Below are 23,525 nucleotides of genomic sequence, written 5' to 3' on the forward strand. Positions count from 1 at the left end.
CTCCCCCGCCGGCCCCGAGCCGAGCGAGGGAGAGCACCACGTGACCATCGCGCCAGCCGATCCGGCTTCAGTCGCCGAGTCCGCGGGAACCACGAACGACGGACCCGGGACCGCACTGCTGCGGACCCTGACCGACCTCACTGCCGATCTGCCCGACACCGACCCCGGCCGCGTCGCCGCCGCCGCGCTGCGCGGCCGCAACGCCGCGTCGGACGAGGCGGAGTTGCGCGCACTGGCCACCGAGGCCGCCGCGGGTCTGATCGCCGAGGACCCCGCGTACTCCCGGCTCGCCGCCCGCCTCCTGACCCGCACCATCGCGGACGAGGCGGCCGGTCAGGGCGCGCTGTCGTTCTCCGCCTCGGTCGCCGTCGGCCACCGCGAGGGTCTGATCGCGGACCGCACGGCCGCGTTCGTGGCACTCCACGCGGCCCGGCTCGACGCGCTGGTCGAGCAGTCCCTCGCCGACGGCGCCGACGACCGGTTCGGCTACTTCGGGCTGCGGACGCTGCACAGCCGCTATCTGCTGCGCCACCCGCTCACCCGCCAGGTCATCGAGACGCCGCAGCACTTCATGCTGCGCGTCGCCGCCGGTCTCGCCGAGGACGAGTCGGTACGCGCACTGGACGAGGTCGCCTCCCTGTACGGCCTGATGAGCCGCCTCGACTACCTCCCCTCCTCCCCCACACTCTTCAACTCCGGCACCCGGCACCCGCAGATGTCCTCCTGCTATCTGCTGGACTCGCCGCTCGACGAGCTCGACTCGATCTACGACCGCTACCACCAGGTGGCGCGGCTCTCCAAGCACGCGGGCGGCATCGGCCTGTCGTACTCCCGGATCCGCGCCCGCGGCTCGCTGATCCGCGGCACCAACGGGCACTCCAGCGGCATCGTGCCGTTCCTGAAGACGCTCGACGCCTCGGTCGCCGCAGTGAACCAGGGCGGCCGCCGCAAGGGCGCCGCCGCCGTCTACCTGGAGACGTGGCACGCGGACATCGAGGAATTCCTGGAGCTGCGCGACAACACGGGCGAGGACCAGCGGCGTACGCACAACCTCAACCTGGCGCACTGGATCCCGGACGAGTTCATGCGCCGGGTCGACACGGACGGCGACTGGTCGCTGTTCTCCCCCGCCGACGTGCCGGAGCTGGTCGACCTGTGGGGCGACGAGTTCGACGCCGCGTACCGGGCCGCCGAGGCCAAGGGCCTGGCTCGCAAGTCGATGCCCGCGCGTGAGCTGTACGGCCGGATGATGCGGACGCTCGCGCAGACCGGTCAGGGCTGGATGACGTTCAAGGACGCCTCCAACCGGACGGCCAATCAGACGGCCGAGCCGGGTCGCGTCGTCCACTCGTCGAACCTGTGCACCGAGATCCTCGAAGTCACCGACGACGGCGAGACCGCGGTCTGCAACCTCGGTTCGGTCAACCTCGGTTCGTTCGTGGCCGACGGCGACATCGACTGGGAGCGGCTGGACGCCACCGTCCGTACCGCCGTGACGTTCCTCGACCGGGTCGTCGACATCAACTTCTACCCGACCGAGCAGGCCGGCCGCTCCAACGCCCGCTGGCGTCCGGTGGGGCTCGGCGCGATGGGGCTCCAGGACGTCTTCTTCCGGCTGCGGCTGCCGTTCGACTCCCCCGAGGCCCGCGCGCTCTCCACGAAGATCTCCGAGCGGATCATGCTCGCCGCGTACGAGGCGTCCTGCGACCTCGCCGAGCGTTCCGGTCCGCTGCCCGCCTGGTCCGAGACGCGCGCCGCCCGCGGCGTACTGCACCCCGACCACTACGACACCGAGCTGAGCTGGCCGGAGCGCTGGGAGGCGCTGCGCGCCCGTATCGCACAGACCGGCATGCGCAACTCGCTGCTGCTCGCCATCGCGCCGACCGCCACGATCGCCTCGATCGCCGGGGTGTACGAGTGCATCGAGCCGCAGGTCTCCAACCTCTTCAAGCGCGAAACCCTCAGCGGTGAGTTCCTCCAGGTCAACGCCTATCTGGTGAACGAGCTGAAGCAGCTGGGCGTGTGGGACGCGCGGACCCGCGAGGCGCTGCGCGAGGCGAGCGGCTCGGTGCAGGGCTTCGCCTGGATCCCGGAGGACGTACGAGCGCTGTACCGCACGGCGTGGGAGATCCCCCAGCGCGGTCTGATCGACATGGCGGCGGCGCGTACGCCGTTCCTGGACCAGAGCCAGTCGCTGAACCTGTTCCTGGAGACGCCGACGATCGGCAAGCTCTCCTCGATGTACGCCTACGCCTGGAAGCAGGGGCTGAAGACGACGTACTACCTGCGCTCACGCCCGGCCACCCGGATCGCCCGGGCGGCGTCCGGCCAGGCCACGGTCGCCGCTGCCCTTCCCGTACAGCAGGCTTCGGCTCCCGACGCGGACGCGATCGCCTGTTCCCTCGAAAACCCTGAGTCCTGCGAGGCCTGCCAGTAATGAGCTCAACCGACAAGAATCTGCTCGACCCGGGCTTCGAACTGACCCTGCGGCCCATGCGCTACCCGGACTTCTACGAGCGCTACCGCGACGCGATCAAGAACACCTGGACGGTCGAGGAGGTCGACCTCCACTCCGACGTCGCCGATCTCGCCAAGCTGACACCCGCCGAGCAGCACATGATCGGCCGGCTCGTCGCGTTCTTCGCGACCGGCGACTCGATCGTCTCCAACAACCTCGTACTGACCCTGTACAAGCACATCAACTCCCCGGAAGCGCGGCTGTATCTGTCGCGGCAGCTCTTCGAGGAGGCCGTGCACGTCCAGTTCTATCTGACGCTGCTCGACACGTACCTGCCCGACCCGGACGACCGCGCGGCCGCGTTCGACGCGGTGGAGGAGATCCCCTCCATCCGCGAGAAGGCACAGTTCTGCTTCAAGTGGATGGACTCGGTGGAGAAGATCGAGCGGCTGGAGACGAAGTCCGACCGCCGTCGCTTCCTGCTGAACCTGATCTGCTTCGCGGCGTGCATCGAGGGGCTGTTCTTCTACGGCGCGTTCGCGTACGTCTACTGGTTCCGCTCCCGCGGTCTGCTGCACGGTCTCGCCACGGGGACCAACTGGGTCTTCCGTGACGAAACGATGCACATGAACTTCGCGTTCGAGGTCGTCGACACCGTCCGCAAGGAGGAGCCCGACCTCTTCGACGACGCTCTCCAGCAGCAGGTCACCGACATGCTGAAGGAGGCCGTCGACGCGGAGCTGCAGTTCGGCCGGGACCTGTGCGGCGACGGGCTGCCGGGCATGAACACCGAGTCGATGCGCGAGTACCTGCAGTGCGTCGCCGACCAGCGGCTCACCCGGCTCGGCTTCCCGGCCGTGTACGGCTCCGAGAACCCGTTCTCGTTCATGGAGTTGCAGGGCGTTCAGGAGCTGACGAACTTCTTCGAGCGCCGCCCGTCGGCGTACCAGGTGGCGGTGGAGGGCTCGGTCGCCTTCGACGACGACTTCTAGACCCTGACCCCGACTCTGGGATACGGGCGCCGCGTGGCCGTGACCGGCTGCGCGGCGCCTGCCGTTTCCGGGGGCTCCGCCCGCCGTTCGTACTCTGCGGCGCGCAGCTCACGGTCGATCCGGCGCTCCCGTGCGAGCCCGATGAGTGCGGGCAGCAGGACGAGAGCGAAAAGTGCGGCTATGGCCAGGAAGTTCATGAATGTGTTCATGCCCCTACTGTCGTCCGTGCGGCCGCATTTTGGCAGTGGCAGGACTGCCATGCAGCATCGAATTGCTGCCACACTGACGTCATGCTGAAGAATGTCGCCGCTCTCCTGCTCGACGAGGTCCACCCCTTCGAACTCGGCGTGCTGTGCGAGGTGTTCGGCCTCGACCGCAGCGACGAGGGCCTGCCGGTCCACGACTTCGCGGTGGTCTCCGCGGAAGGCCCGGTGCTGCAGACCCATGCCGGATTCACCATCAGCACACCGCACGGGCTGGACCGGCTGGAGGAGGCCGACCTCGTCGCCGTACCGGCCGGCAGCCACTTCATGGACCGGGAGTACCCCAAGGAGGTCCTGGACGCCCTGCGCCGTACGGTGGACCGCGGGGCGCGCGTGCTGAGTGTCTGCTCCGGCGCGTACGTCCTCGGCGCGGCCGGGCTGCTGGACGGCCGCCGCTGCACCACCCACTGGCGCCACGCCGCCGAGCTGGCCCGCCGCTTCCCGCGGGCCGTCGTCGAGCCGGATGTGCTGTACGTGGACGAGGGGCCGGTCATCACCTCGGCCGGCACCGCCGCCGGGATCGACGCCTGTCTGCATCTGGTCCGTCAGGCGCACGGCCCCGATGTCGCCAACGCCATCGCCCGCCGCATGGTGGTGCCGCCGCACCGGGACGGCGGCCAGGCGCAGTACATCAAGCGCCCGCTTCCACGCACCGCGTGCGACACGGTCGGCGGGACGCTCGCCTGGATGGAGCGCCATCTCGACCAGGAGATGACCGTCGAGCAGCTCGCCGCACAGGCGCACATGTCGCCGCGCACCTTCGCACGCCGCTTCCAGCAGGAGACGGGCACCACCCCGTACCGCTGGCTGCTACGACAACGAGTCCTGCTGGCACAGCATTTGCTGGAGACCTCCGATGAAACGATGGATGTGATCGCCGGCCGGACCGGTTTCGGAAACGCCGCAGCGTTGCGTCATCAGTTCGTCAAGTCCATGGGGACCACTCCGAATTCCTACCGCCGCACGTTCCGTGGCCCGACACCCGTCTCCGAAGCCGCCTGATCCACATCGGACCTGACCTCCGATCATTCGTCCAACCATTCTCCACATCAGTCCATGGACCACGGGCCCCGCTTCCCGCAAAGGTCGGGCGCATGGACATGCGGATGGCAAGACGAAGGACGATCGCAGCCGTGGTGACTGCGCTCGCCGCCGCGCTGCTGCCCTGGCAGAGCGCGGCGGCCGAAGGCGGCTCGGCCGCCGCTGCCCCGCCCGAGGTGCTGCCCGCACTCCGCGAATGGCAGGGCGGTCAGGGCGAGTTCACGCTCACCGACCGGGCCAGAATCGTGCTGGACGGGGTGCGGGACAGTCGTACGGCCGCCGACGCAGGCCGATTCTCCGGCGAACTGAACGGCAAGGCATCGGTGTCACAGGGTCGCGCGGCCCGTTCCGGGGACATCGTGCTCCGCCAGGACCCGTCCCAGAAGGGCGAGTTGGGCGCGGAGGGCTACCGTCTCGACGTGGGCGACCGGCTCACTGTCACCGCGGCGACGTCCACCGGTGTGTTCTACGGGAGCCGGACCGTCCTCCAGTTGCTGAACGACGACGGCCGCGCCGCGCGCGGTTCGGCGATCGATGTGCCCGCGTACCGCGAGCGCGGAGTCGGAGTCTGCGCCTGCTACATCAACGTCTCGACGCAGTGGTTCGAGCGGCTGATGAAGGACATGGCATCGCAGAAGCTCAACCAGCTGTGGATCGAGGCCAAGGTCAAGAGCGACACCGATCCGGCGTCCGCGTTCTGGGGCTACTACACCAAGGCGCAGGTCCGCACGCTGGTCGCCATGGCCAGGAAGTATCACATCGAACTCGTGCCGGAGATCAACTCCCCCGGCCACATGGACACCTACCTGGAGAAGCACCCGGAGCTCCAGCTCAAGGACCGCAGCGGCGTCGCCTCCCCGCCCCGGCTCGACATCTCCCGGCCCGAGGCACTGGCGTACTACACCTCGATGGTCGACGAGGCGCTGAAGGTCTGGGACAGCCGCTACTGGCACATGGGCGCCGACGAGTACATGATCGGCTCCTCCTATCCGAACTACCCGCAACTGCAGGCCGCGGCGACCGCGAAGTTCGGTGCGTCGGCCACTCCCGACGATCTCTTCACCGATTTCATCAACCAGGTCAACGCGCATGTGAAGGCGGACGGCAGGTCGCTCCGGATCTGGAACGACGGGCTCGTCGGCAGGAACACCGTCGTCCCGCTGGACCGTGACATCACCGTCGAGCACTGGCTGGGCGGCGGTTCCATCCAGCAGCCGTCCTCGCTGCTGGCCGAGGGCCGGCCGGTCATGAACTCCGCCTACTCGCTCTACCTGGTGCGCGGCGGCTTCACGATGCAGACGCAGAAGCTGTACGAGAGCGACTGGACGCCGTTGCGTTTCGAGGGTCAGACGCTTTCCCAGGGGGCAGCCGACCTCACCGGCGCGAAGATCAGCCTGTGGCCGGACAGCGCGGCGGCCGAGACGGAGAACGAGGTCGAGGCGAAGACCTTCATGCCGCTGCGATTCGTGGCGCAGGCGACCTGGGGCGGCCCGAAGCCGAGCCCGACGTACGCCGGTTTCGAGGCGCTGGCCCGGAGGATCGGTCACGCACCGGGCTGGGAGAACACCGACCGCACGCCGCTCGCCGACGGTACGTACCGGCTGGCCACGGGCGCGAAGGCACTCACCCCCGGGGCGGACGCGGGTGTGTCCCTGGTCAAGGGCAGCGCGGCTTCCTGGGTGCTGACGGCGACCGCCGACGGCTACTACACGGTGCGGTCCACGGAGACCGGTCAGTGCCTGGACGCGGTGCGCGGCAAGAAGTATCTGGGCGCGCCGCTGGAGGTGGGGGCGGAGCTGTCGCTCGGGAACTGCTCGGCGACGGCGCGCACGCAACGCTGGCAGCTGGACACCGGGGCGGGTGCGCTGACGCTGCGCAACGCGATCTCGCAGCTGCACCTGACCGAGCGGGCTTCGGACGGCGCCGCGGTCCAGACGACGGGCGCGACCCGGCTGATGGCGGGCGCCGCCTGACCGGACCCGGCCGAGGGCGCAACCCGCCCGAGGCGCCCCGGCCGACGGTGCAATCCGCCTGACGCCGCGCAGAACGGGGCCCCGCCCGCCGGATCACCTGATCGCCGGCGCGCGGGGCCCTTCCATGTGCGGGGTCAGATACCGCAGTTGGGCGCCGACCAGTAGTGGCTGGGGCCCTGGTTCACGTGGACGTGGTCGCCGTGGTCCGGGTACCCCGGGCCGAGGATCCCGTTGAAGCCATGGTTACGGGCTTCCTTGGCCAGGGTGCACAGGGCGTGCGGCCCGGCTCCGAGATCGGCCGCATCCCCGTACAGATGGCGGCTGTTCGAGGCGCCGCCGACCGCGCTGTTGCAGGCCGTGGAGCGGAAGCCGCTGGTGACCCGGATGGACTGGTCACCGAGGGCGTGCCGCAGCGCCTCCAGCTTCCACATCGTGCTGAGGGCGTTGGCCTTGGCCGTGCCCGCCGCGACGGCACCACCTGCCCAGGTGCTGTTGCAGGTGTTGTGTTCGGCGTACGTGAAGTGGATGGGCGTGCAGTCGTCGTCCTGGAGTGCGTAGAGCTTGGCCTGGGTGGCCGGGCCGGCGACGCCGTCCGCGGCCAGGCCGTAGGCGGCCTGGAAGCGTGTGACGGCTGCGGTGGTGGCGGGGCCGTACGAGCCGTCGATGGCGAGTACGGAGTTGTAGCCGGGGTATCCGGCCACTCGGATCTGGAGCTGGACGACGTCGTTGCCGGTGGCGCCCGGGGACAGGGTGCGGGTCCAGGTGTAGCAGCCGTCGGCCTGTGCGGTGCCGGAGGTGATCACCGCCCCGCCCCAGGTGAAAGCCATGGTCATGACAAGGCCGAGCAGGAGTCTTGCGGTACGTCTGAGCATGGGGGGCTCCCTACCACGACGAAGGTATGGAGGCAGAGCCTGTCGGAACGGTCGACGCGCGTCAACCAGGCTTGAAGAAAGGGCAGTTGAGGATCAGCGGGAGTGCGGAGGAACGCAAACGGGCCCGGCCCCGCACGCGGGGCGGGACCGGGCCCGCCGAAGGTTCTGGTGCCGTGACCGGCCGTGTTTGCCCCATGAGGAGCGTCGTCCGGTGCGTGCGATCGCAAGGCGGCCGGACGTCCCGGGATGAGGTCTCCCCTGCTCGAACGGAGTCGAGAGCTTGGGGAAGGAGCCACCAGGGCTTATGGCCGACGCAGAAGGGGGTCCCCCCTGGCCCTCAAGGCCTTGGGGGAGGGCGTGCCGGGCGGCGCGACGGGGCAAAGCCTGCCGGGAGGGGCACTAGTCGTTCGGCACGATCTCGTAGCGCGGCGTGTTCTCCGCCATCTGCCGCAGCGCGTCCTTGCGGTCCCGCTTCGAGAGCCGGTCGATGTACAGGTAGCCGTACAGGTGGTCCGTCTCGTGCTGCAGGCAGCGCGCGAAGTAGCCGTTGCCGCGGATCCTGACCGGGTTGCCCTTGGCGTCCTGGCCGCGCACCACCGCATAGTCCGGGCGGGCCAGCGAGGCGTACGCGGTCGGGACGGAGAGGCAGCCCTCGTTGGAGTCGTCGAGGATGCGCTCCTGCGGCGGCAGCTCTTCGAGCACCGGGTTGCAGACGGCGCCCACGTGCCGGACACCGTCGTCGTCCTGGCAGTCGTAGACGAAGACCTTGAGGTCCACGCCGATCTGGTTGGCGGCCAGCCCCACGCCCTCCGCCGTCCGCTGGCTGGCGAACATGTCGTCGATCAGCCGGCCCAGCTCGTCACCGAACTCGGTGACGTCCTTGCACTCCTTGTGCAGCACCGGGTTGCCCACGACCGTGATCGGACGGGAGGTCCCGCGCTCGCGGTACGCCGCCTCACGCGCCTCACAGTCCTCGGTGTCCACGACAAAGCCTTCGTCGTCGACGCTGATCTGCTCGTCCGTCTCCTGCTGCGCCATGTCCGCCGTACGCCTTCCTCAAAACCCGAATCGATGCCCGTACAGCGTAACGGCCTCCCCCACGGCAGGGAGCGGGCTCCCGATCGCGGGGAGTCGCCTACGGCCGGGCCGCAGACGCACGGCTCAGCAGACTTCTTCGAGATCCCGCCACTCACGGCTGTCCGGGCTGTCCGCCACCCAGCCGTCCAGCAGCCCGCGCACCAGCCCGGCCGGGGCCGCTATCCCGCACTCGCGCTCCGGCACCCACAGGTCTCCGGCGGTGCGATGGCCGAGCGGACCCGGATGGCCGGGCTCGCTGTGGTCGTGCGGGTCGAGATGCTCGCCGTCACCCTCGTCGCTCTCCATCCGGCTCTCGGAACAGGCCCGGCAGAGCAGCCGTACGGATGACGACCAGTCCTCGGCGGCGAACCCGGCATCGGACGCCAGCTGCTCCAGAGCGTCCCGGTCCGCCTCCGTGGCGGCTTCGAGGAGCACCACCCAGGTGGGTACGGGGGACGGCGCCCAGAGCTCGATCTCGTCGAACACGGGGTACGAGGGCCCGGCCGCGGTGACCCGCTCGCCGTGCGGCACCCCGTCGTGGAGGACGACCTCGCCCCAGCGCCGCCCGGAGGAGGGCAGCGGGATCGACAGCACTTCCATCCGGGCCGGATCCAGCCTGCGGCCCCAGACGACCTCGGCCTCGCCCTCGGGCGACAGCCGCACGGCCGCGCTGCCCAGCTCCATACCGACCGGCTCACTGTTGGCCGCCGCGGTGTGCTGGCCGGCGCCGGGCACCTTCAGGCCGTACGCCTGCCAAGCGCGGCGGGCCAGGGGCCAGTCCTGCAGGGCGGTGGCGGCGATCCCGACGTTCCACCAGTCGGGGGCGCCGGACTCCTTGTCGAGGAGCGCGACGGCGCGCAGCCCGGCCGCTCTCGCCTGCTCCCAGTCATGCCGGAATTTGTGCAGCAGCGCCAGGTTGAACCATGACTCGGAGAGCCAGGGTTCCAGGTCCGCCGCCCGTGTCAGCAGTGCGCCCGCGTCCTCGTACCGGCCGTCGCCGATCAGCGTGAACGCGCGGTCCGTGGCCTGCCGCCAAGAGGCGGAGGGCCGATGCCGTACCTTCCCGAAGATCCTCACGATTCCCGCCTGTCCCGACTGGACACCCTCGTTCTTGCGCTCTCCTTCGCATCCAACCATGCCTGGCAGGACGCCCGCTCATTACCCATGGGTTACCCAGGCGGGACGGGGGTCAGACCGCCCCGGGCCAGGACCTTGGCAAGCGATTCGACCACCTCCGGCTGGTAGTCGTGGGCGGTGCCGAGCCGGAGCCGTTCCAGAGCACCGAGCGGGCCGCTGAGACCTTCCCCGCAGAGGTCGTCGTATGCGTTGACGGCGCGGACGATCCGGGCGGGCAGCGGCTGCTCGCGGTACGGGTCGGCCTGCCGCTCCACCACGACGGCGATCTCGGAGTCCACGCCGGTCTGCCGGACCACAGCCCCGCCCAGCAGCGCGATCCGGCGCTGCTCCGCGGCGGGCAGCGGGGCGGTCGCCCCGTCGGGCACCGGGTCGACGAGGGAGAGCTGACCGATGTCGTGCATCAGTGCGGCGTACTCCAGCACGGTGAGCTCGGTCCCGGAGAGCCCCAGCTCCCGGCCGACGGCCGTACAGAGGACCGCCACCCTGCGGGCATGCCCGTGGGGGGTGTAGCCGGCGATCTCGGTGGACCGGGCGAGCGAGGCGATGGTCTGCCGGTAGGTGGTGCGTACGGCGACGAACCTGCGGAACGACACCTGGGTCAGCAGCAGAGGTACGCAGAGCACGGGCAGCGCCCACAGCCCGGCGACCGCGACCCCGAGCGCCATCACCGCACCGGTCGCGCAGACCGCCGAACCGATGCCGAGGAGGGCGCGCAGCTCGTCGCGGAGCAGCGGTCCGTACGGGATGGAGGTGCCTCCCCTGCTCCGGAAGCCATGGGGGAAGGCGCCGGAGCGCAGCAGCAGGGCGCCGAGCACGGCATCGCACAGGGCGGTGAGCCCGAGCAGGACGAGAAGGAAAAGCGCGAAGAACGGTCCGTCGCCGAACCAGTCGGCGGTCCGGCCGGAGTTGTAGAGCGGCTGGAAGCACACGGCGGCGAACGTGACGGTGACGATCCGCCGGGCGAGCTGGTCGGCGGTGGGCCCGCTGCCGCGCGCCACATGGGGCACGGCGGCGACGAGCTGCGCGGCGACGAGAACGGCGATGACCTGAAAAACCCCGTGGGTGGTGGGTTGCCCGCCACTGCGGCCGAGCAGGGCGTACGCGAGCGCGCCGGCGGCCCCGAGCGGCGCGGGCTCCCGCTCCCCGGGCAGCGCACCCCAGCGGGCGAGTTCGCCGACGGTGATGAGCACCCCGAAGGCAAGGGCATGCCAGGGTTCATGAACTCCGTGCCAGAGAGTGTGGGCCAGCCCCCCGAGGGCGAGCGCAACGGCACCGCCACGAACGGCAGGGACGGCGCCGGTCACCGGGGACGTTCCGCGGCAGCGTCGAGCCCGTCCGCACCGTCGAGCCCGTCCGGCGGCCGAGGACGAGACGCCTGCCGGACAAACCCGGAGCGCGCACCCGCACCCGCACCCGCACCCGCACCCGGCAACGGAACTGCCTCGTCCGCCGTCACCGCCACCGACTCCGCAGCCCACCCGCACCGCTCCACCGCCCGCGCCAGCGCCCGCACCATCTGCGGATCGAACTGCGTCCCCGCACAGCGCTTCAGCTCCTCCACCGCCACCGGCACCGGCCGTCCCCTGCGGTACGACCGCGTCGACGTCATCGCGTCGAACGCGTCGGCCACTGCGACGACCCGTGCGAACTCGGGAATCTCCCGGCCGCTCAGCCCGTAGGGGTAGCCGCTGCCGTCGAGCCGCTCGTGATGGTGCAGGATCGCCGCCCGCGCCTCGCCCAGGAAGCCGATGCCCCGGACGATCTCGTGGCCGTACTCCGGGTGCAGCTCGATCACGCGCCGTTCCTCCGGGGTGAGCGGCCCGTCCTTGCGCAGCACCCGGGTCGGCACGCCGAGCTTGCCGACGTCGTGCAGGATCCCGGCGAACCGGAGCACTTCGAGCCGGTCCTCCGCCATGCCCAGCTCCCGGGCGATCAGCACGGAGGCCCGCCCGACGCGCTCGCTGTGCCCCCGGGTGTATGTGTCCTTGATGTCGACGGCCTGCACCAGGGCCCGGATGGTGGCGCGGTGTGCGGCCTGCTGGCGGTGGTACTGGGAGAAGACCCAGCAGGAGATGTACATCGGCAGCAGGACGAAGAGCGCCGACAACGGCCCGTACGAGCTGCGCCACAGCAGGGCCATCATCAGTCCGGCGAGCCCGTGCACCAGGTGTGGTCCGAGCGAGCTCGGCAGCAGCCCGCTCCAGGCCCGCCTGACGGGCAGCCGTTCGGCCGCGGCCAGGATCGAGCCGTCCAGGGCGGTCAGGACGAGACTGAAGGCCAGCGCGGCGACGCAGGCGGGCAGGACGGCGTACGGGAAGTCGGGCAGCAGGCCGGGGTCGGGCCCGCCGAGCGTGGCGCCGCCGCCGAGCAGGCCGTGGACGGTCGACGCCACCCAGACAGTGATCACCAGCTGGGCCGTGCGCCAGACGCGGCGGGCCGCGACGGGCGCATTCTCCACCCGGCCGGCGAGTGAGCCGGGGATCGCGACCAGCGCCGCGGCGGCGGGCGGCAGCAGGAACGCCGCCGCGAGCAGCAGCGGAAAGAACGATCCGGCACTGATCGGTACGGAGCTGCCGAAGAACGGGTGGCGTCCGGGCAGTTCACAGGCCAGATAGAGCCCGGTGAGCAGACCGACGGTGCCCCAGGGCACCTCCGCACTGCCGGGCGGCAGCGCGCGCCGCACACAGAGGACAGCGCAGACCGCGGCGGCCAGAATGACCATGCGCGCCGCACCCCCGGTGCCCCTCACCCGCCCTGCCCGCCCCCCAACTAGGTCAATGGAGGCGCCACGCTAGCGAGTTGGGCACTCGGTCGAGCACGGTTGAGCCCGATTAGCACGTTCGGGTGAAGGGCACGCGTCGGCAGGTAGTACGCGTGAGGGCGTGCCACGACAGTCGTGGCACGCCCTCGGCGTGCAGAAAAGGCCCCCGTCCTCGGGGGTGGCCGCCGGTCAGTCCGTGGCGGCGGTCGGCAGGTCGGCCACCACGTCCTGGTCCGGCACGGCCTGCCCGGAGCGGATCAGATCGATCCGGCCCATCACCTTGGAGCGCAGGTCGGCCGGCACGTCGTCGTGACCGCAGCAGCGCTTGACCAGCTTCTTCACCGCCTGCTCCAGCCCGTACTTCTCCAGGCACGGGGAGCACTCCTCGAAGTGCACCTCGAACTTGGTGCAGTCGCTGTCGGGCATCTCATGGTCGAGAAACTCGTAGAGATGATCGAGGACCTCTGAGCAGTCCGTCTCGTGCGGCTCTCCGCAGCTCATGAGCCCGAGCCTTTCCGATCGTCCGACTCTCCGGCGCCGGCCGGGACGAGCCCGCGTTCACGGGCGTAGTCCTCCAGCATGCCGCGCAGTTGGCGGCGGCCCCGGTGCAGTCGGGACATCACCGTACCGATAGGAGTCCCCATGATGTCCGCGATCTCCTTGTAGGCAAAGCCCTCTACATCGGCGAGATAGACCGCGATGCGGAACTCTTCGGGAATCGCCTGCAGCGCGGACTTCACGTCCGAGTCCGGCAGGTGATCGAGCGCCTGCGACTCGGCGGAGCGCAGACCTGTGGACATGTGCGACTCGGCGCGCGCCAGCTGCCAGTCCTCGATCTCCTCGGCGGCACTGCGCTGGGGTTCGCGCTGCTTCTTGCGGTACGAGTTGATGAACGTGTTGGTGAGGATGCGGTACATCCACGCCTTGAGGTTCGTCCCCTCGCGGAACTGGTGGAAGGAGCCGTACGCCTTCGCATACGTCTCCTGAACCAGGTCCTCGGCGTCTGCGGGATTGCGCGTCATGCGCAGCGCGGCCGAGTACATCTGGTCGAGGAAACCGAGGGCGTCCCGCTCGAAGCGCGCATTGCGCTCGGCGGTCGTCTCCTCCGCGCGGCCGTCGTCGGTCCCTGTGTCGGTACCGGTGACCGGACCCACCTCCTCCAACGCTGTGGCGGTTCCGAGACCGGACCCGCTCGAATCGGAGAATAGTCGACCTTGCTTCGACGCGGGCTGTCGTTCCGATCCGCTCCGTGCCCGCCCGGGGGTGGTCTTCGCCGCGTGCAGCACCGTCCACTCCAGGTCAGCGGCGTTCGAGCGGCGCGGGCAGATGGTCGAACCCATGCGACGGACTCCCTCTCCACGTAGGACGTTGATGTACCGATGTCCCCGTCAACAGTGGTCCCCGACGCAACATTCCCGGGGTGCGCCGGGTCGTCCGCGGGTGTGATCCGAACCACCCGGGGGATGTACGGGCCTGCGTCACGGGAGTCGGTCCAGCCATTCCGTCACGGCAGTGGTGAGGAGTTCCATCGCCCGGTCCTCGGTCAGTCCGGACTTCTTCGGTACGGCGAAGCCGTGGTCCCCGTACGGCACCTCGGCGATCTCGTACTCCCCCGGAGGGAATTCGGCCGGCCGACCGAAAGGGTCGTGGCCGCCCTGCACGACGAGCGTGGGGACGCCAGCGCCGAGCAGCTCGTCCTTGCGGGACTTCTCCGGTCTGCCCGGCGGGTGCAGCGGGAAGCTGAGCGCGAGGACGGCGTGCGCGCCGAGCTCGGCCGCCGTGCGACAGGCCACCCGCGCGCCTGCGCTGCGTCCGCCGGCGACGACGGGCAGTCCGGGTGCGGTGAGAGCGGGCCACAGGTCGCGCCAGCCGGTGTCCAGGGTCTTCGGGGCGGGCGCGAGCTTCTTCCCGGCGACCCGCCACGGTTGCTCCACCAGGGCGACGGTCACGCCGCGTGCGGGCAGTGCGGCGGCCAGTGCCTGGAGGTCGCGGGCCTCGATGCCGCCACCGGCCCCGTGGCTGACGGCGAGCACCAGGCGAGGTCTGCGCGCGGGCAGCCAGGTGATCCGGGCGGGCCCGGTGGCGGTGTCGACCGTCTCGGCCGTCGGGGCTGTCTCTCTACGACTCACAGCGCCCATCCTGCCCGGTCAGAAGAGCGTGCCGACCTCCGCCGCGGTCAGTTCCTCCAGGAGCTCGGGCCCGTTGTTGCGGACGTTGCTGACGGCCGTGGCCACCGGGTACGCCCGCATCAGTCCGCCGGGCGGCGGTGCCAGCAGCGCCCGCAGCTCCTCGACGTCGGTGCGCGAGGGGTCCAGCCAGGCGTCCCAGCGGTCCGGGGTCAGCATCAGCGGCATCCGGGGGTGGATGTCGGAGAGCGCGCCCGGGCCCTCGGCGGGGGCAACGGCGAGCGGGGTGGTCTCCGCCTCGGTGGTGATCACGGAGCAGGTCACCCACCAGGCCTGCGGGTGGTCGTCCGGCAGCGTCCGATCACGCCAGAACTCGTACAGTCCGGCCATCGCGAAGACCGATCCATCGGCGGGCGTCACGAAGTACGGCTGCTTCCGCGGCCGCTTCTTCTTCCCCTTCTCCTCCAGCTGCCGCTCGTCGGCGCCGGTGACCCACTCGTAGTAGCCGTCGGCGGGCAGGATGCAGCGGCGCGAGACGAAGGGGCGGCGGAAGGACGGCTTCTCGTGGACGGTCTCCGCGCGGGCGTTGATCATCCGGGCTCCGCCCTCGGGCGACTTGGCCCACGAGGGGACGAGTCCCCACTTCAGGGCCCGCAGCTGGCGAACCGGGCGCTGATCATCCGCGTCTTTCACGGGACGTTCCAGTACGGCGTAGACCCCTTTGGTCGGCGCCACGTTGTAGTCGGGCTCCAGTGCCTCCGCCGGTTCCCATTTCTCGACGCCGAAGAGTCCGGTCAGATCCTCGGGCCGCCGACTCGCTGCATACCGTCCGCACATAAGTGCCAGACTGCCACGACCCACCGCCACGACCGCAAGGAGCCGCCCCCACATGGACAGCACCGAACTGGGCGATCTGTGGGATCGCGTCTTCGGTACCCAGCCCGCACCCGAGCAGTGGCTGGTGGTCGTGACGGCCACGGTCGCGCTCATCGCCGTCGTACCGAACGTCCTGTGGCGGCTCTCGCGCAACGCGATCACCATCGCCCACGAGGGCGGGCACGGGCTGATCGCCCTGGTCAGCGGGCGCAGGCTGGAAGGCATCCGGCTGCACTCGGACACCAGCGGGCTGACCGTGAGCCGCGGCAGGCCCACCGGCGTCGGCATGATCCTCACCGCGGCGGCGGGGTACACCGCGCCGCCGCTGCTGGGACTCGGCGGCGCCTGGCTGCTCACCGACGGCCGGATCACGCTGCTGCTGTGGGTGTCGACCGCGCTGCTCGCGGTGATGCTGGTGATGATCCGCAATCTGTACGGGGCGCTCACGGTGATCTTCACCGGTACGGCGTTCCTGCTGGTCTCCTGGCTGGCTTCACCCGCGGTGCAGTCGCTGTTCGGGTACACCGTGGTCTGGTTCCTGCTGCTCGGGGGTGTACGTCCGGCGTTCGAGCTGCAGTCGAAGCGACGGCGCGGTGGGGCGCCGGACTCGGACGCGGACCAGTTGTCACGGCTCACGGATGTGCCGGCCGTGCTGTGGCTGGGCTTTTTCCATGCGGTGTCGATCTGCTCGCTGATCGGCGGCGGCCGCTGGATGCTCGGCCGGTGAGGGACGACAGCCCGCGGCGGCGCCTACCATGCTTCTATTACGCCCCGGTTTCGGCTGATTTGATCAAGATCTGGGATTGCGGCGAGCCACTAAAGTGAGGTCCATGACCGAAAGTTCCGTGCACCCCGCCCTCTGGCCCGCCCCCCATGCGAGCGGGGCCGTCGACGCGACCGTCATCGTGCCCGGATCGAAATCGGTCACCAACCGGGCGCTGGTCCTGGCCGCTCTCGCCGCCGAGCCGGGCTGGCTGCGCCGCCCCCTGCGCTCCCGCGACACCTTGCTGATGGCGCAGGCGCTGCGCGCGATGGGCGTCGGCATCGAGGAGGGCGTCGGCCCGGACGGCTCCGGCGAGGCCTGGCGGGTCATTCCGGCCGGGCTGCACGGACCCACCACGGTCGACGTCGGCAACGCCGGAACGGTGATGCGTTTCCTGCCGCCGGTCGCCGCCCTCGCCGACGGTCCGATCCGCTTCGACGGCGACCCGCGTGCGTACGAGCGGCCGCTGACCGGCGTGATCGACGCGCTGCGGGTGCTCGGCGCCCGGATCGACGACGACGGGCGCGGTTCACTGCCGATGACCGTGCACGGTGGCGGGGCGCTGGACGGCGGCCCGGTGGCGATCGACGCCTCCTCGTCGTCCCAGTTCGTCTCGGCGCTGCTGCTGTCGGCGCCGCGTTTCAACCAGGGCGTGGAGGTACGCCACACCGGTTCCCGGCTGCCTTCGATGCCGCACATCCGGATGACGGTCGACATGCTGCGGGCCGTCGGCGCCCAGGTCGACGAGCCGGAGACGGGCGGCGAGCCGAATGTCTGGCGGGTGTCCCCGTCGGCGCTGCTCGGCCGCGACCTGACGGTCGAGCCGGACCTTTCCAACGCCCAGCCCTTCCTCGCGGCGGCGCTGGTCACGGGTGGCCGGGTGACGATCCCGGACTGGCCGGAGTACACCACCCAGCCGGGTGACACGCTGCGTGAGATCTTCACCGCCATGGGCGGCAGCTGTGAACTGACCGAGCGCGGTCTGACGTTCACCGGATCGGGCCGCATCCACGGCATCGACGTGGACCTCGGCGAGGTCGGCGAACTGACCCCCGGCATCGCTGCGGTCGCGGCCCTCGCCGACTCCCCGTCCACACTGAGCGGTGTCGCACATCTGCGGCTGCACGAGACGGACCGGCTGGCCGCGCTCACCAAGGAGATCAACGAGCTCGGCGGCAACGTCACCGAGACCGCCGACGGGCTGCACATCGAGCCGCGCCCGCTGCACGGCGGTACCTTCCATACGTACGACGACCACCGGATGGCAACCGCCGGGTCGATCATCGGCCTTGCCGTCCCCGGAGTGGAGATCGAGAACGTGGCGACAACCGCCAAGACCCTGCCGGATTTCCCGCAGATGTGGACCCGAATGCTCGGGGCCTGAATCATGCGTCGCTACGGCAAGAACCCCGACGAAGACGACATCCGGTTCCGCCCCAACCCGAAGGGCAACCGGCCTCGTACACACACCCGCCCGAAACACGAGGACGCCGAGGAAGGCATGGTCCTCACTGTGGACCGCGGCCGCCTGACGTGTCTCGTCGACGGCCGTACGGTCATGGCGATGAAGGCCCGGGAGCTGGGCCGGAAGGCCGCGGTGGTCGGCGACACCGTCTCGATCGTCGGCGATCTGTCCGGCGACAAGGACACCCTCGCGCGCATCGTCCGGATCGGTGAGCGCCGCTCGGTGCTGCGGCGGACGGCGGACGACGACGATCCGTACGAGCGGGTGGTCGTCGCCAATGCCGACCAGCTGGCGATCGTCACCGCCCTGGCGGATCCGGAACCCCGCCCGCGGATGATCGACCGCTGTCTGGTGGCGGCGTACGACGGCGGACTCTCCCCGCTCCTGGTCCTGACCAAGTCCGACCTCGCATCGCCCGACAAGCTCCTGGAGGCGTACACCCCACTGGGGGTCCCGTACATCGTCACCAGCCGCGAGGAGCTGGAGAACGGCGATGCGGCGGACCGGGTGCGCGAGCAGCTGAACGACCGGGTGACCGCCTTTGTCGGGCATTCCGGTGTGGGGAAGACCACCCTGGTCAACGCCCTCGTGCCGAAGGACCGGCGGCGTACGACGGGTGTCGTCAACGCGGTCACGGGCCGCGGTCGGCACACCACCACCTCGGCGCTCGCGCTGCCGCTGCCGGACGGGCGCGGCTGGGTGGTCGACACCCCCGGAGTGCGCTCCTTCGGGCTGAACCACATCGACCCCTCGCGGGTCATCCACGCGTTCCCCGACCTGGAGCCGGGCACCGAGGACTGTCCCCGCGGTTGCACCCATGACGCCACCCAACCGGAATGCGCGCTGGGTGCCTGGGTCGCCGCCGGGCACGCCGATCCGGCACGGCTGGACTCCCTGCACCGGCTGCTGGCCACCCGGGAACGACGCGAAGGCGACTGACCCAGGTACGTTTGCGACCTGCTGCTGACGTGCATAATCGCGCTCAGCAGGACGGAGCAGTCACCGACGCGGGAGGGCACTGACGATGGCGTGGCTGCTGGTCGTGGTCGCTGGGCTTCTGGAGACCGGCTTCGCCGTCTGTCTGAAGCTGTCCCACGGCTTCACCCGGCTCTGGCCGACCATCGCGTTCTGCGTCTTCGCACTCGGCAGCTTCGGGCTGCTGACGCTCTCCTTGAAGAAGCTCGACGTGGGGCCCGCCTACGCCGTCTGGACGGGCATCGGCGCGGCGGGCACCGCGATCTACGGCATGGTCTTCCTGGACGATGTGGTCTCCACCCTCAAGCTGGTGTCGATCTCGCTGGTGATCCTGGGTGTGATCGGACTGCAGCTGTCGGGCTCGTCCCACTGACAGTGACAGGCGGCGCTGTGCCCGGCCACTCCACGTCCGGCGCCTCGCGCCCGCAGCGCTCGCGCTCCGGGCGCGCCGGTGGCCCGCCCGTCACGCCGCGGGCCACCGCTCCATCACCTCGCGGACCAGCAGCGCCGCGTCCGAGGGGAGGGCGGACGCGGCGACCGCGTACGAGAGCGCGAGCCGCATCGCGATCTCGCAGGTCGTGGCCAGTGCCGCCGGGTCGTGCGGCGGGCGCCCCTCGTCCAGCGCGGCCACCGCGCGATCGCACACCAGACCGAGCAGTTCGACGGGGGTGGGCGGTCCGGCATCGGCCCGCCGCTGCGCCGGTACGGACGAACCGGTCGGCGCCGCCAGGCGTACGGGACGGGGTAATCGCTCGCTCCAGCAACCCGTGAGCAACGCCCTGACCAGGGTGTTCGTACGGGCCGCCCGCACTGTCCAGGCAGCGGTCGCCGCGAGCCTGTCCCCCGTGCCGCCGGGCGATCCCAGCGCCCGTTCGACACCGGCAAGATAGCCGTCGGCAGCGCGCCGGACCAGAGCCCGGGCCAGGCCGTCCTTGCTGCCGAACTCGTTGTAGAGGGTCTGCCGGGAGACCCCGGCGGCGGACGCGACATCGACCATCCGCACGGTCGGCCAGGGCCGGATGGTGAGCGCCGAGAGGGCGGCGTCCAGCAATGCTTCGCGCGCTGTCGGCATCGTCGCCTCCCACGCCAGGGACTCTGCGGTTCAGAGTTGACGCGCCACTGGGCACTGTCAAGACTTCGAGCAGCCTCCGGGGCCGTGTAGCCCCGTTCACCTGCGGTCGATACTGTGACGACATGCCCGACTACCACGATGATCTGCGCCTCGCCCACGTGCTGGCGGACGCCGCCGACGCGGCGACGATGGACCGGTTCAAGGCTCTGGACCTCAAGGTCGAGACCAAGCCGGACATGACGCCGGTGAGCGAGGCCGACAAGGCCGCCGAGGAACTGATCCGCGGCCACCTCCATCGGGCACGTCCGCGCGATGCGATCCTCGGCGAGGAGTACGGGATCGAGGGCACCGGTCCGCGCCGCTGGGTCATCGACCCGATCGACGGCACCAAGAACTACGTCCGCGGCGTCCCGGTCTGGGCGACGCTGATCTCACTGATGGAGGCGGGCGAGAACGGGTTCCAGCCGGTGGTCGGTGTCGTGTCGGCGCCCGCGCTGGGCCGCCGCTGGTGGGCGGCGAAGGGCGCGGGGGCGTACTCCGGCCGCAGCCTCACCTCCGCGACCCGGCTGCAGGTCTCGAAGGTCGAGCGGATCGCGGACGCCTCGTTCGCGTACGCCTCGATGACCGGCTGGGAGGAGCAGGGCCGGCTCGACGGCTTCATGGACCTGACCCGGGCCTGCTGGCGTACGCGTGGGTACGGCGACTTCTGGCCGTACATGATGGTTGCCGAGGGCTCCGTCGACATCTGCGCGGAGCCGGAGCTCTCACTCTGGGACATGGCGGCGAACGCGATCATCGTCCAGGAGGCGGGGGGCCGGTTCACCAGCCTGGACGGAGTCTCCGGTCCGGGCGGCGGGAACGCGGCAGCCTCGAACGGCTTGCTCCACCACGAGCTGCTGGGGTATCTCAACCAGCGCTACTGATCCCGGACCGTCACGACGTATGCAGACCCCGAGGGGCGTGTGGTGCAGTTCCGCGCGCCCCTCGAATGATCTCCACACACCCCTTGTTGGACTCCCCCAGGGATGCAACGCTGAGAGTCCCCCCACTTGTGAACTTGTGAATCGACTCACGCAGTCGCTTCACGAAGGAGGTGGCTCCCTTCATGCTCGTCCGTGACGCCATGAGCACGATGGTCCTCACTATCGGCCCCACTCATACGCTCCGCCAGGCGGCCCAACTGATGTCGGCACGCCGCATCGGGGCAGCAGTCGTCCTCGACCGCGACACCAGCGGGATCGGCATTCTCACCGAGCGCGACATCCTGAACTCGGTCGGCTCCGGCCAAAACCCCGATACCGAGACCGCGTCCACCCACACCACCAACGATGTGGTCTTCGCCGCGCCGAGCTGGACCCTGGAAGAGGCCGCGGAGGCCATGACACACGGCGGATTCCGCCATCTGATCGTGCTGGACGACCACGGGCCCGTCGGCATCGTCTCGGTCCGCGACATCATCCGCTGCTGGGCACCTGCCCGGCGCCACCCGGTGGAGCTGGTCGGCTGAGTTCCCCCACGTGCGTACGGCCGATGGGCCTGTCCCCCTCGGTGAAGGGGGACAGGCCCATCGTCGACGGGAGAGCCGGTACTAGGCGCGCAGGGCCTGGACCGCCGATTCCAGTCGCTTGCCGAAGTCGCCGTCGGCCTGACGGAAGTTGTTGATCGCGCGCTCGGCGATGTCGTCGCGCGAGACCTTGGCGATGAACCCTGCGAGGTTGTCGATCAGACGCGCCTTCTCGTCCTCGGAGTAGAGCCGGTAGAGGTTTCCGGCCTGCACGAAGTCGTTGTCCTCGGCATGGCTCGGGGCCTCGTACGTACCGATCTCACCGGTGACCGTGGTGGGTTCCCACAGCGGACGATCCGTCTGGACCGGACCGCCGAAGCTGTTGGGCTCGTAGTTCTTCGCACCCTTGTGGCGACCGTCGTACAGGTAGCCGTCACGGCTGTTCGTCCGTGCCTCGGTGGCATGCGGACGGTTCACCGGCAGGTGGTCGGCGTTGATGCCGACGCGGTACCGGTGGGCGTCGCCGTACGCGAAGAGGCGGCCCTGGAGCATCTTGTCCGGGGACGGGCCGATGCCCGGCACGAAGTGCGCGGGGCTGAAGATCGACTGCTCGGTCTCCGCGAAGATGTTCTCCGGGTTGCGGTTGAGCTCCAGCTTCCCGATCTCGATCGGCGGGTAGTCCGCGTGCGGCCACACCTTGGTGAGGTCGAACGGGTTGAAGCGGTAGGTGGCCGCCTCGGACGCGGGCATGATCTGGACCTGCACGGTCCAGGACGGGAAGTCGCCGCGCTCGATCGCCTCACGGAGATCGCGCTGGTGGCTGTCCGGGTCCTCGCCGGCGAGCTTGTTCGCCTCGGCCTGGGTGAGGTTCTTGATGCCCTGGTCGGTCTTGAAGTGGTACTTGACCCAGAAGACCTCGCCGGCCTCGTTGTTCCACTGGTAGGTGTGCGAGCCGTACCCGTTCATGTGACGCAGCGTGGCCGGGATGCCGCGGTCACCGAAGAGCCAGGTCACCTGGTGGGTGGACTCGGGCGAGAGACCCCAGAAGTCCCAGACGTTGTCCGCCTCCTGCGAGCCGGTGTACGGGTCGCGCTTCTGGGTGTGGATGAAGTCCGGGAACTTGATGGCGTCCTTGATGAAGAACACCGGGGTGTTGTTGCCGACGAGGTCGTAGTTGCCCTCTTCGGTGTAGAACTTCAGCGCGAAGCCGCGGGGGTCGCGCACCGCGTCGGCGGAGCCGAGGTTGCCCGCGACGGTGGAGAAGCGCAGGAACGTCTCGGTCTGCTTGCCGACCTCGGAGAGGAACTTCGCCCGCGTCCACTGCGAGACGTCGCGGGTCAGCGTGAACGTGCCGTACGCACCGGCGCCGCGGGCGTGCACGATGCGCTCCGGAATGCGCTCACGGTTGAAGTGCGCGAGCTTCTCCAGGAGCGACTGGTCCTGCACCAGGACCGGACCGCCGACGCCCGCGGTCTGGCTGTTCTGGTTGTCGGCCACCGGCGCGCCGGCCTCCGTGGTGAGCGGTCCCTGCGTCACGTGCGCCTCCTGCGTCATTCCTGCACTTCCGTCATGTCCTGATGTCCGCACAGCCTGTCCCTTGGCGTATGCCGATCCCGATCCTACAATGGACTAAGTCCAAGTCAAGTGAACATCTAAAGTCACACCCATTCGGGACCAGGGTCCCCTCACTGTTAGGCTTGCTTCCATGAGTGACCTGTTGGAACGGCTCCGCGGACGCGGCTGGCGCATGACTGCGCAGCGGCGTGTCGTGGCCGAAGTCCTCGACGGGGACCATGTGCACCTGACGGCCGACGAGGTCCACGCCCGCGCCGTCGCCAAGCTGCCGGAGATCTCCCGCGCCACCGTCTACAACACGCTCGGCGAGATGGTGACCCTCGGTGAGGTCATCGAGGTCTCCACGGATCGCCGCGCGAAGCGGTACGACCCGAACGCACACCGCCCCCACCACCACTTGGTCTGCGCCCGGTGCGGCGCCATCCGTGACGTGCACCCGGCGGGCGATCCGCTGGCGGACCTGCCGGCCGACGAGCGCTTCGGCTTCACGGTCTCCGATGTCGAGGTGACATACCGCGGCATCTGCCCGAATTGCGCGGCCACGGCCTGAGACGCCGCGAAAGGCCCGGTGCGAGCGACACTCGCACCGGGCCTT

Annotated in this window: 23 protein-coding genes; 11 read left to right on the forward strand and 12 right to left on the reverse strand. The window is 70.0% G+C overall.

Translation table 11 applies throughout. From position 1 onward, the window contains the following. The first annotated feature begins 40 nt into the window (after nucleotides 1-40). Together OG972_RS14585 and OG972_RS14590 are read left to right on the forward strand one after the other, a co-directional pair. On the forward strand, nucleotides 41-2,437 hold the full coding sequence (locus tag OG972_RS14585; RefSeq protein ID WP_266981681.1) for a ribonucleoside-diphosphate reductase subunit alpha: 2,397 nt from the start codon (nucleotides 41-43) through the stop codon (nucleotides 2,435-2,437). Next, nucleotides 2,437-3,450: a ribonucleotide-diphosphate reductase subunit beta gene (locus OG972_RS14590; protein ID WP_266981683.1), complete on the forward strand. Its 1,014-nt coding sequence runs from the start codon at nucleotides 2,437-2,439 to the stop codon at nucleotides 3,448-3,450. The genes OG972_RS14585 and OG972_RS14590 overlap by 1 nt, the downstream gene beginning before the upstream one ends. Here the strand turns inward: OG972_RS14590 and OG972_RS14595 are convergent. Beyond that, nucleotides 3,447-3,659, reverse strand: coding sequence for a hypothetical protein (locus tag OG972_RS14595; RefSeq protein WP_266981684.1), 213 nt, complete (start codon nucleotides 3,657-3,659; stop codon nucleotides 3,447-3,449). The genes OG972_RS14590 and OG972_RS14595 overlap by 4 nt on opposite strands. Nucleotides 3,660-3,740: 81 nt before the next feature. Between OG972_RS14595 and OG972_RS14600 the strand changes: the two genes are divergently transcribed. Together OG972_RS14600 and OG972_RS14605 are read left to right on the forward strand one after the other, a co-directional pair. Beyond that, nucleotides 3,741-4,715 (forward strand): GlxA family transcriptional regulator, encoded by a 975-nt coding sequence (locus OG972_RS14600; RefSeq protein WP_266981686.1) that lies wholly within the window; start codon nucleotides 3,741-3,743, stop codon nucleotides 4,713-4,715. Between the two features lie 104 nt (nucleotides 4,716-4,819). Beyond that, complete coding sequence (locus OG972_RS14605) at nucleotides 4,820-6,727, forward strand: family 20 glycosylhydrolase (RefSeq protein WP_266981687.1); 1,908 nt, start codon at nucleotides 4,820-4,822, stop codon at nucleotides 6,725-6,727. A gap of 134 nt (nucleotides 6,728-6,861) precedes the next feature. Here the strand turns inward: OG972_RS14605 and OG972_RS14610 are convergent, their stop codons facing one another. The 9 genes from OG972_RS14610 to OG972_RS14650 all read right to left on the reverse strand — a co-directional run bounded on the left by OG972_RS14610 (nucleotide 6,862) and on the right by OG972_RS14650 (nucleotide 15,537). Beyond that, nucleotides 6,862-7,599, reverse strand: coding sequence for a D-Ala-D-Ala carboxypeptidase family metallohydrolase (locus OG972_RS14610; RefSeq protein ID WP_266981688.1), 738 nt, complete (start codon nucleotides 7,597-7,599; stop codon nucleotides 6,862-6,864). Nucleotides 7,600-7,998: 399 nt separating this feature from the next. Beyond that, complete coding sequence (gene def / locus OG972_RS14615; protein WP_266981689.1) at nucleotides 7,999-8,637, reverse strand: peptide deformylase; 639 nt, start codon at nucleotides 8,635-8,637, stop codon at nucleotides 7,999-8,001. 123 nt (nucleotides 8,638-8,760) lie between these two features. Continuing rightward, a complete protein-coding gene (locus OG972_RS14620) occupies nucleotides 8,761-9,753 on the reverse strand; it encodes a tetratricopeptide repeat domain-containing protein (protein WP_037689618.1) in 993 nt (330 codons plus the stop codon). 92 nt (nucleotides 9,754-9,845) lie between these two features. Next, nucleotides 9,846-11,117 carry an HD-GYP domain-containing protein gene (locus tag OG972_RS14625; RefSeq protein ID WP_266981691.1) on the reverse strand — a complete coding sequence of 424 codons (1,272 nt, stop codon included), beginning with the start codon at nucleotides 11,115-11,117 and terminating at the stop codon, nucleotides 9,846-9,848. Next, nucleotides 11,114-12,562 (reverse strand): HD-GYP domain-containing protein, encoded by a 1,449-nt coding sequence (locus OG972_RS14630; RefSeq protein ID WP_266981693.1) that lies wholly within the window; start codon nucleotides 12,560-12,562, stop codon nucleotides 11,114-11,116. The genes OG972_RS14625 and OG972_RS14630 overlap by 4 nt, the downstream gene beginning before the upstream one ends. Nucleotides 12,563-12,763: 201 nt before the next feature. Continuing rightward, nucleotides 12,764-13,075, reverse strand: a complete 312-nt coding sequence (rsrA, locus tag OG972_RS14635) for a mycothiol system anti-sigma-R factor (protein ID WP_266981695.1) — start codon at nucleotides 13,073-13,075, stop codon at nucleotides 12,764-12,766. Continuing rightward, nucleotides 13,072-13,728 (reverse strand): sigma-70 family RNA polymerase sigma factor, encoded by a 657-nt coding sequence (locus tag OG972_RS14640; RefSeq protein ID WP_266990480.1) that lies wholly within the window; start codon nucleotides 13,726-13,728, stop codon nucleotides 13,072-13,074. Before OG972_RS14640 ends, rsrA begins: the two co-directional genes overlap by 4 nt. A gap of 324 nt (nucleotides 13,729-14,052) precedes the next feature. Then, a complete protein-coding gene (locus OG972_RS14645; RefSeq protein ID WP_266981697.1) occupies nucleotides 14,053-14,712 on the reverse strand; it encodes an alpha/beta family hydrolase in 660 nt (219 codons plus the stop codon). Between the two features lie 9 nt (nucleotides 14,713-14,721). After that, entirely contained in the window at nucleotides 14,722-15,537 is an 816-nt protein-coding gene (locus OG972_RS14650; protein ID WP_266981699.1) for an SOS response-associated peptidase, read from the reverse strand. 52 nt (nucleotides 15,538-15,589) lie between these two features. Between OG972_RS14650 and OG972_RS14655 the strand changes: the two genes are divergently transcribed. The 4 genes from OG972_RS14655 (at nucleotide 15,590) to OG972_RS14670 (ending at nucleotide 19,152) form a co-directional block, all read left to right on the forward strand. Next, nucleotides 15,590-16,303: a M50 family metallopeptidase gene (locus OG972_RS14655; protein WP_266981701.1), complete on the forward strand. Its 714-nt coding sequence runs from the start codon at nucleotides 15,590-15,592 to the stop codon at nucleotides 16,301-16,303. Between the two features lie 103 nt (nucleotides 16,304-16,406). Next, entirely contained in the window at nucleotides 16,407-17,723 is a 1,317-nt protein-coding gene (gene aroA / locus OG972_RS14660; protein WP_266981703.1) for a 3-phosphoshikimate 1-carboxyvinyltransferase, read from the forward strand. 3 nt (nucleotides 17,724-17,726) lie between these two features. Next, complete coding sequence (rsgA, locus tag OG972_RS14665) at nucleotides 17,727-18,743, forward strand: ribosome small subunit-dependent GTPase A (protein WP_266981705.1); 1,017 nt, start codon at nucleotides 17,727-17,729, stop codon at nucleotides 18,741-18,743. A gap of 85 nt (nucleotides 18,744-18,828) precedes the next feature. Then, nucleotides 18,829-19,152: a multidrug efflux SMR transporter gene (locus tag OG972_RS14670; RefSeq protein WP_259928749.1), complete on the forward strand. Its 324-nt coding sequence runs from the start codon at nucleotides 18,829-18,831 to the stop codon at nucleotides 19,150-19,152. Nucleotides 19,153-19,242: 90 nt separating this feature from the next. On the opposite strand, the gene OG972_RS14675 is transcribed toward OG972_RS14670, so the two are convergent. Next, nucleotides 19,243-19,851 (reverse strand): TetR/AcrR family transcriptional regulator, encoded by a 609-nt coding sequence (locus tag OG972_RS14675; protein ID WP_266981707.1) that lies wholly within the window; start codon nucleotides 19,849-19,851, stop codon nucleotides 19,243-19,245. A 122-nt stretch (nucleotides 19,852-19,973) separates the two neighbouring features. On the opposite strand from OG972_RS14675, the gene hisN reads away from it, so the two are divergent. Together hisN and OG972_RS14685 are read left to right on the forward strand one after the other, a co-directional pair. Beyond that, nucleotides 19,974-20,774, forward strand: a complete 801-nt coding sequence (gene hisN / locus OG972_RS14680; RefSeq protein ID WP_266981708.1) for a histidinol-phosphatase — start codon at nucleotides 19,974-19,976, stop codon at nucleotides 20,772-20,774. A gap of 182 nt (nucleotides 20,775-20,956) precedes the next feature. After that, the gene (locus tag OG972_RS14685; RefSeq protein WP_266981710.1) at nucleotides 20,957-21,358 is read left to right on the forward strand and encodes a cyclic nucleotide-binding/CBS domain-containing protein; all 402 of its coding nucleotides are present in this window, start codon (nucleotides 20,957-20,959) and stop codon (nucleotides 21,356-21,358) included. A gap of 81 nt (nucleotides 21,359-21,439) precedes the next feature. Here the strand turns inward: OG972_RS14685 and OG972_RS14690 are convergent, their stop codons facing one another. Beyond that, nucleotides 21,440-22,909: a catalase gene (locus OG972_RS14690; protein WP_266981712.1), complete on the reverse strand. Its 1,470-nt coding sequence runs from the start codon at nucleotides 22,907-22,909 to the stop codon at nucleotides 21,440-21,442. A gap of 151 nt (nucleotides 22,910-23,060) precedes the next feature. Here OG972_RS14690 and OG972_RS14695 point away from each other — a divergent pair, with 151 nt between their 5' ends. After that, nucleotides 23,061-23,480, forward strand: coding sequence for a Fur family transcriptional regulator (locus tag OG972_RS14695; RefSeq protein ID WP_266981714.1), 420 nt, complete (start codon nucleotides 23,061-23,063; stop codon nucleotides 23,478-23,480). The last annotated feature ends 45 nt before the right edge of the window (nucleotides 23,481-23,525 follow it).

It is taken from the genome of Streptomyces sp. NBC_01669 (assembly GCF_026339735.1).
GTDB classification, from domain to species: domain Bacteria; phylum Actinomycetota; class Actinomycetes; order Streptomycetales; family Streptomycetaceae; genus Streptomyces; species Streptomyces yanii.

What these genes read in the sequence shown, in the direction of transcription:
- rsrA (WP_266981695.1), bottom strand. Translation starts at nt 13,075, where the DNA reads ATGAGCTGCGGAGAGCCGCACGAGACGGACTGCTCAGAGGTCCTCGAT.
- OG972_RS14645 (WP_266981697.1), bottom strand. Translation starts at nt 14,712, where the DNA reads ATGGGCGCTGTGAGTCGTAGAGAGACAGCCCCGACGGCCGAGACGGTC.
- def (WP_266981689.1), bottom strand. Translation starts at nt 8,637, where the DNA reads ATGGCGCAGCAGGAGACGGACGAGCAGATCAGCGTCGACGACGAAGGC.
- OG972_RS14655 (WP_266981701.1), top strand. Translation starts at nt 15,590, where the DNA reads ATGGACAGCACCGAACTGGGCGATCTGTGGGATCGCGTCTTCGGTACC.
- OG972_RS14605 (WP_266981687.1), top strand. Translation starts at nt 4,820, where the DNA reads ATGGCAAGACGAAGGACGATCGCAGCCGTGGTGACTGCGCTCGCCGCC.
- OG972_RS14595 (WP_266981684.1), bottom strand. Translation starts at nt 3,659, where the DNA reads ATGAACACATTCATGAACTTCCTGGCCATAGCCGCACTTTTCGCTCTC.
- OG972_RS14685 (WP_266981710.1), top strand. Translation starts at nt 20,957, where the DNA reads ATGCTCGTCCGTGACGCCATGAGCACGATGGTCCTCACTATCGGCCCC.
- rsgA (WP_266981705.1), top strand. Translation starts at nt 17,727, where the DNA reads ATGCGTCGCTACGGCAAGAACCCCGACGAAGACGACATCCGGTTCCGC.
- OG972_RS14670 (WP_259928749.1), top strand. Translation starts at nt 18,829, where the DNA reads ATGGCGTGGCTGCTGGTCGTGGTCGCTGGGCTTCTGGAGACCGGCTTC.
- hisN (WP_266981708.1), top strand. Translation starts at nt 19,974, where the DNA reads ATGCCCGACTACCACGATGATCTGCGCCTCGCCCACGTGCTGGCGGAC.
- OG972_RS14600 (WP_266981686.1), top strand. Translation starts at nt 3,741, where the DNA reads ATGCTGAAGAATGTCGCCGCTCTCCTGCTCGACGAGGTCCACCCCTTC.
- OG972_RS14690 (WP_266981712.1), bottom strand. Translation starts at nt 22,909, where the DNA reads ATGACGCAGGAGGCGCACGTGACGCAGGGACCGCTCACCACGGAGGCC.
- OG972_RS14590 (WP_266981683.1), top strand. Translation starts at nt 2,437, where the DNA reads ATGAGCTCAACCGACAAGAATCTGCTCGACCCGGGCTTCGAACTGACC.
- OG972_RS14695 (WP_266981714.1), top strand. Translation starts at nt 23,061, where the DNA reads ATGAGTGACCTGTTGGAACGGCTCCGCGGACGCGGCTGGCGCATGACT.
- OG972_RS14650 (WP_266981699.1), bottom strand. Translation starts at nt 15,537, where the DNA reads ATGTGCGGACGGTATGCAGCGAGTCGGCGGCCCGAGGATCTGACCGGA.
- OG972_RS14675 (WP_266981707.1), bottom strand. Translation starts at nt 19,851, where the DNA reads ATGCCGACAGCGCGCGAAGCATTGCTGGACGCCGCCCTCTCGGCGCTC.
- aroA (WP_266981703.1), top strand. Translation starts at nt 16,407, where the DNA reads ATGACCGAAAGTTCCGTGCACCCCGCCCTCTGGCCCGCCCCCCATGCG.
- OG972_RS14610 (WP_266981688.1), bottom strand. Translation starts at nt 7,599, where the DNA reads ATGCTCAGACGTACCGCAAGACTCCTGCTCGGCCTTGTCATGACCATG.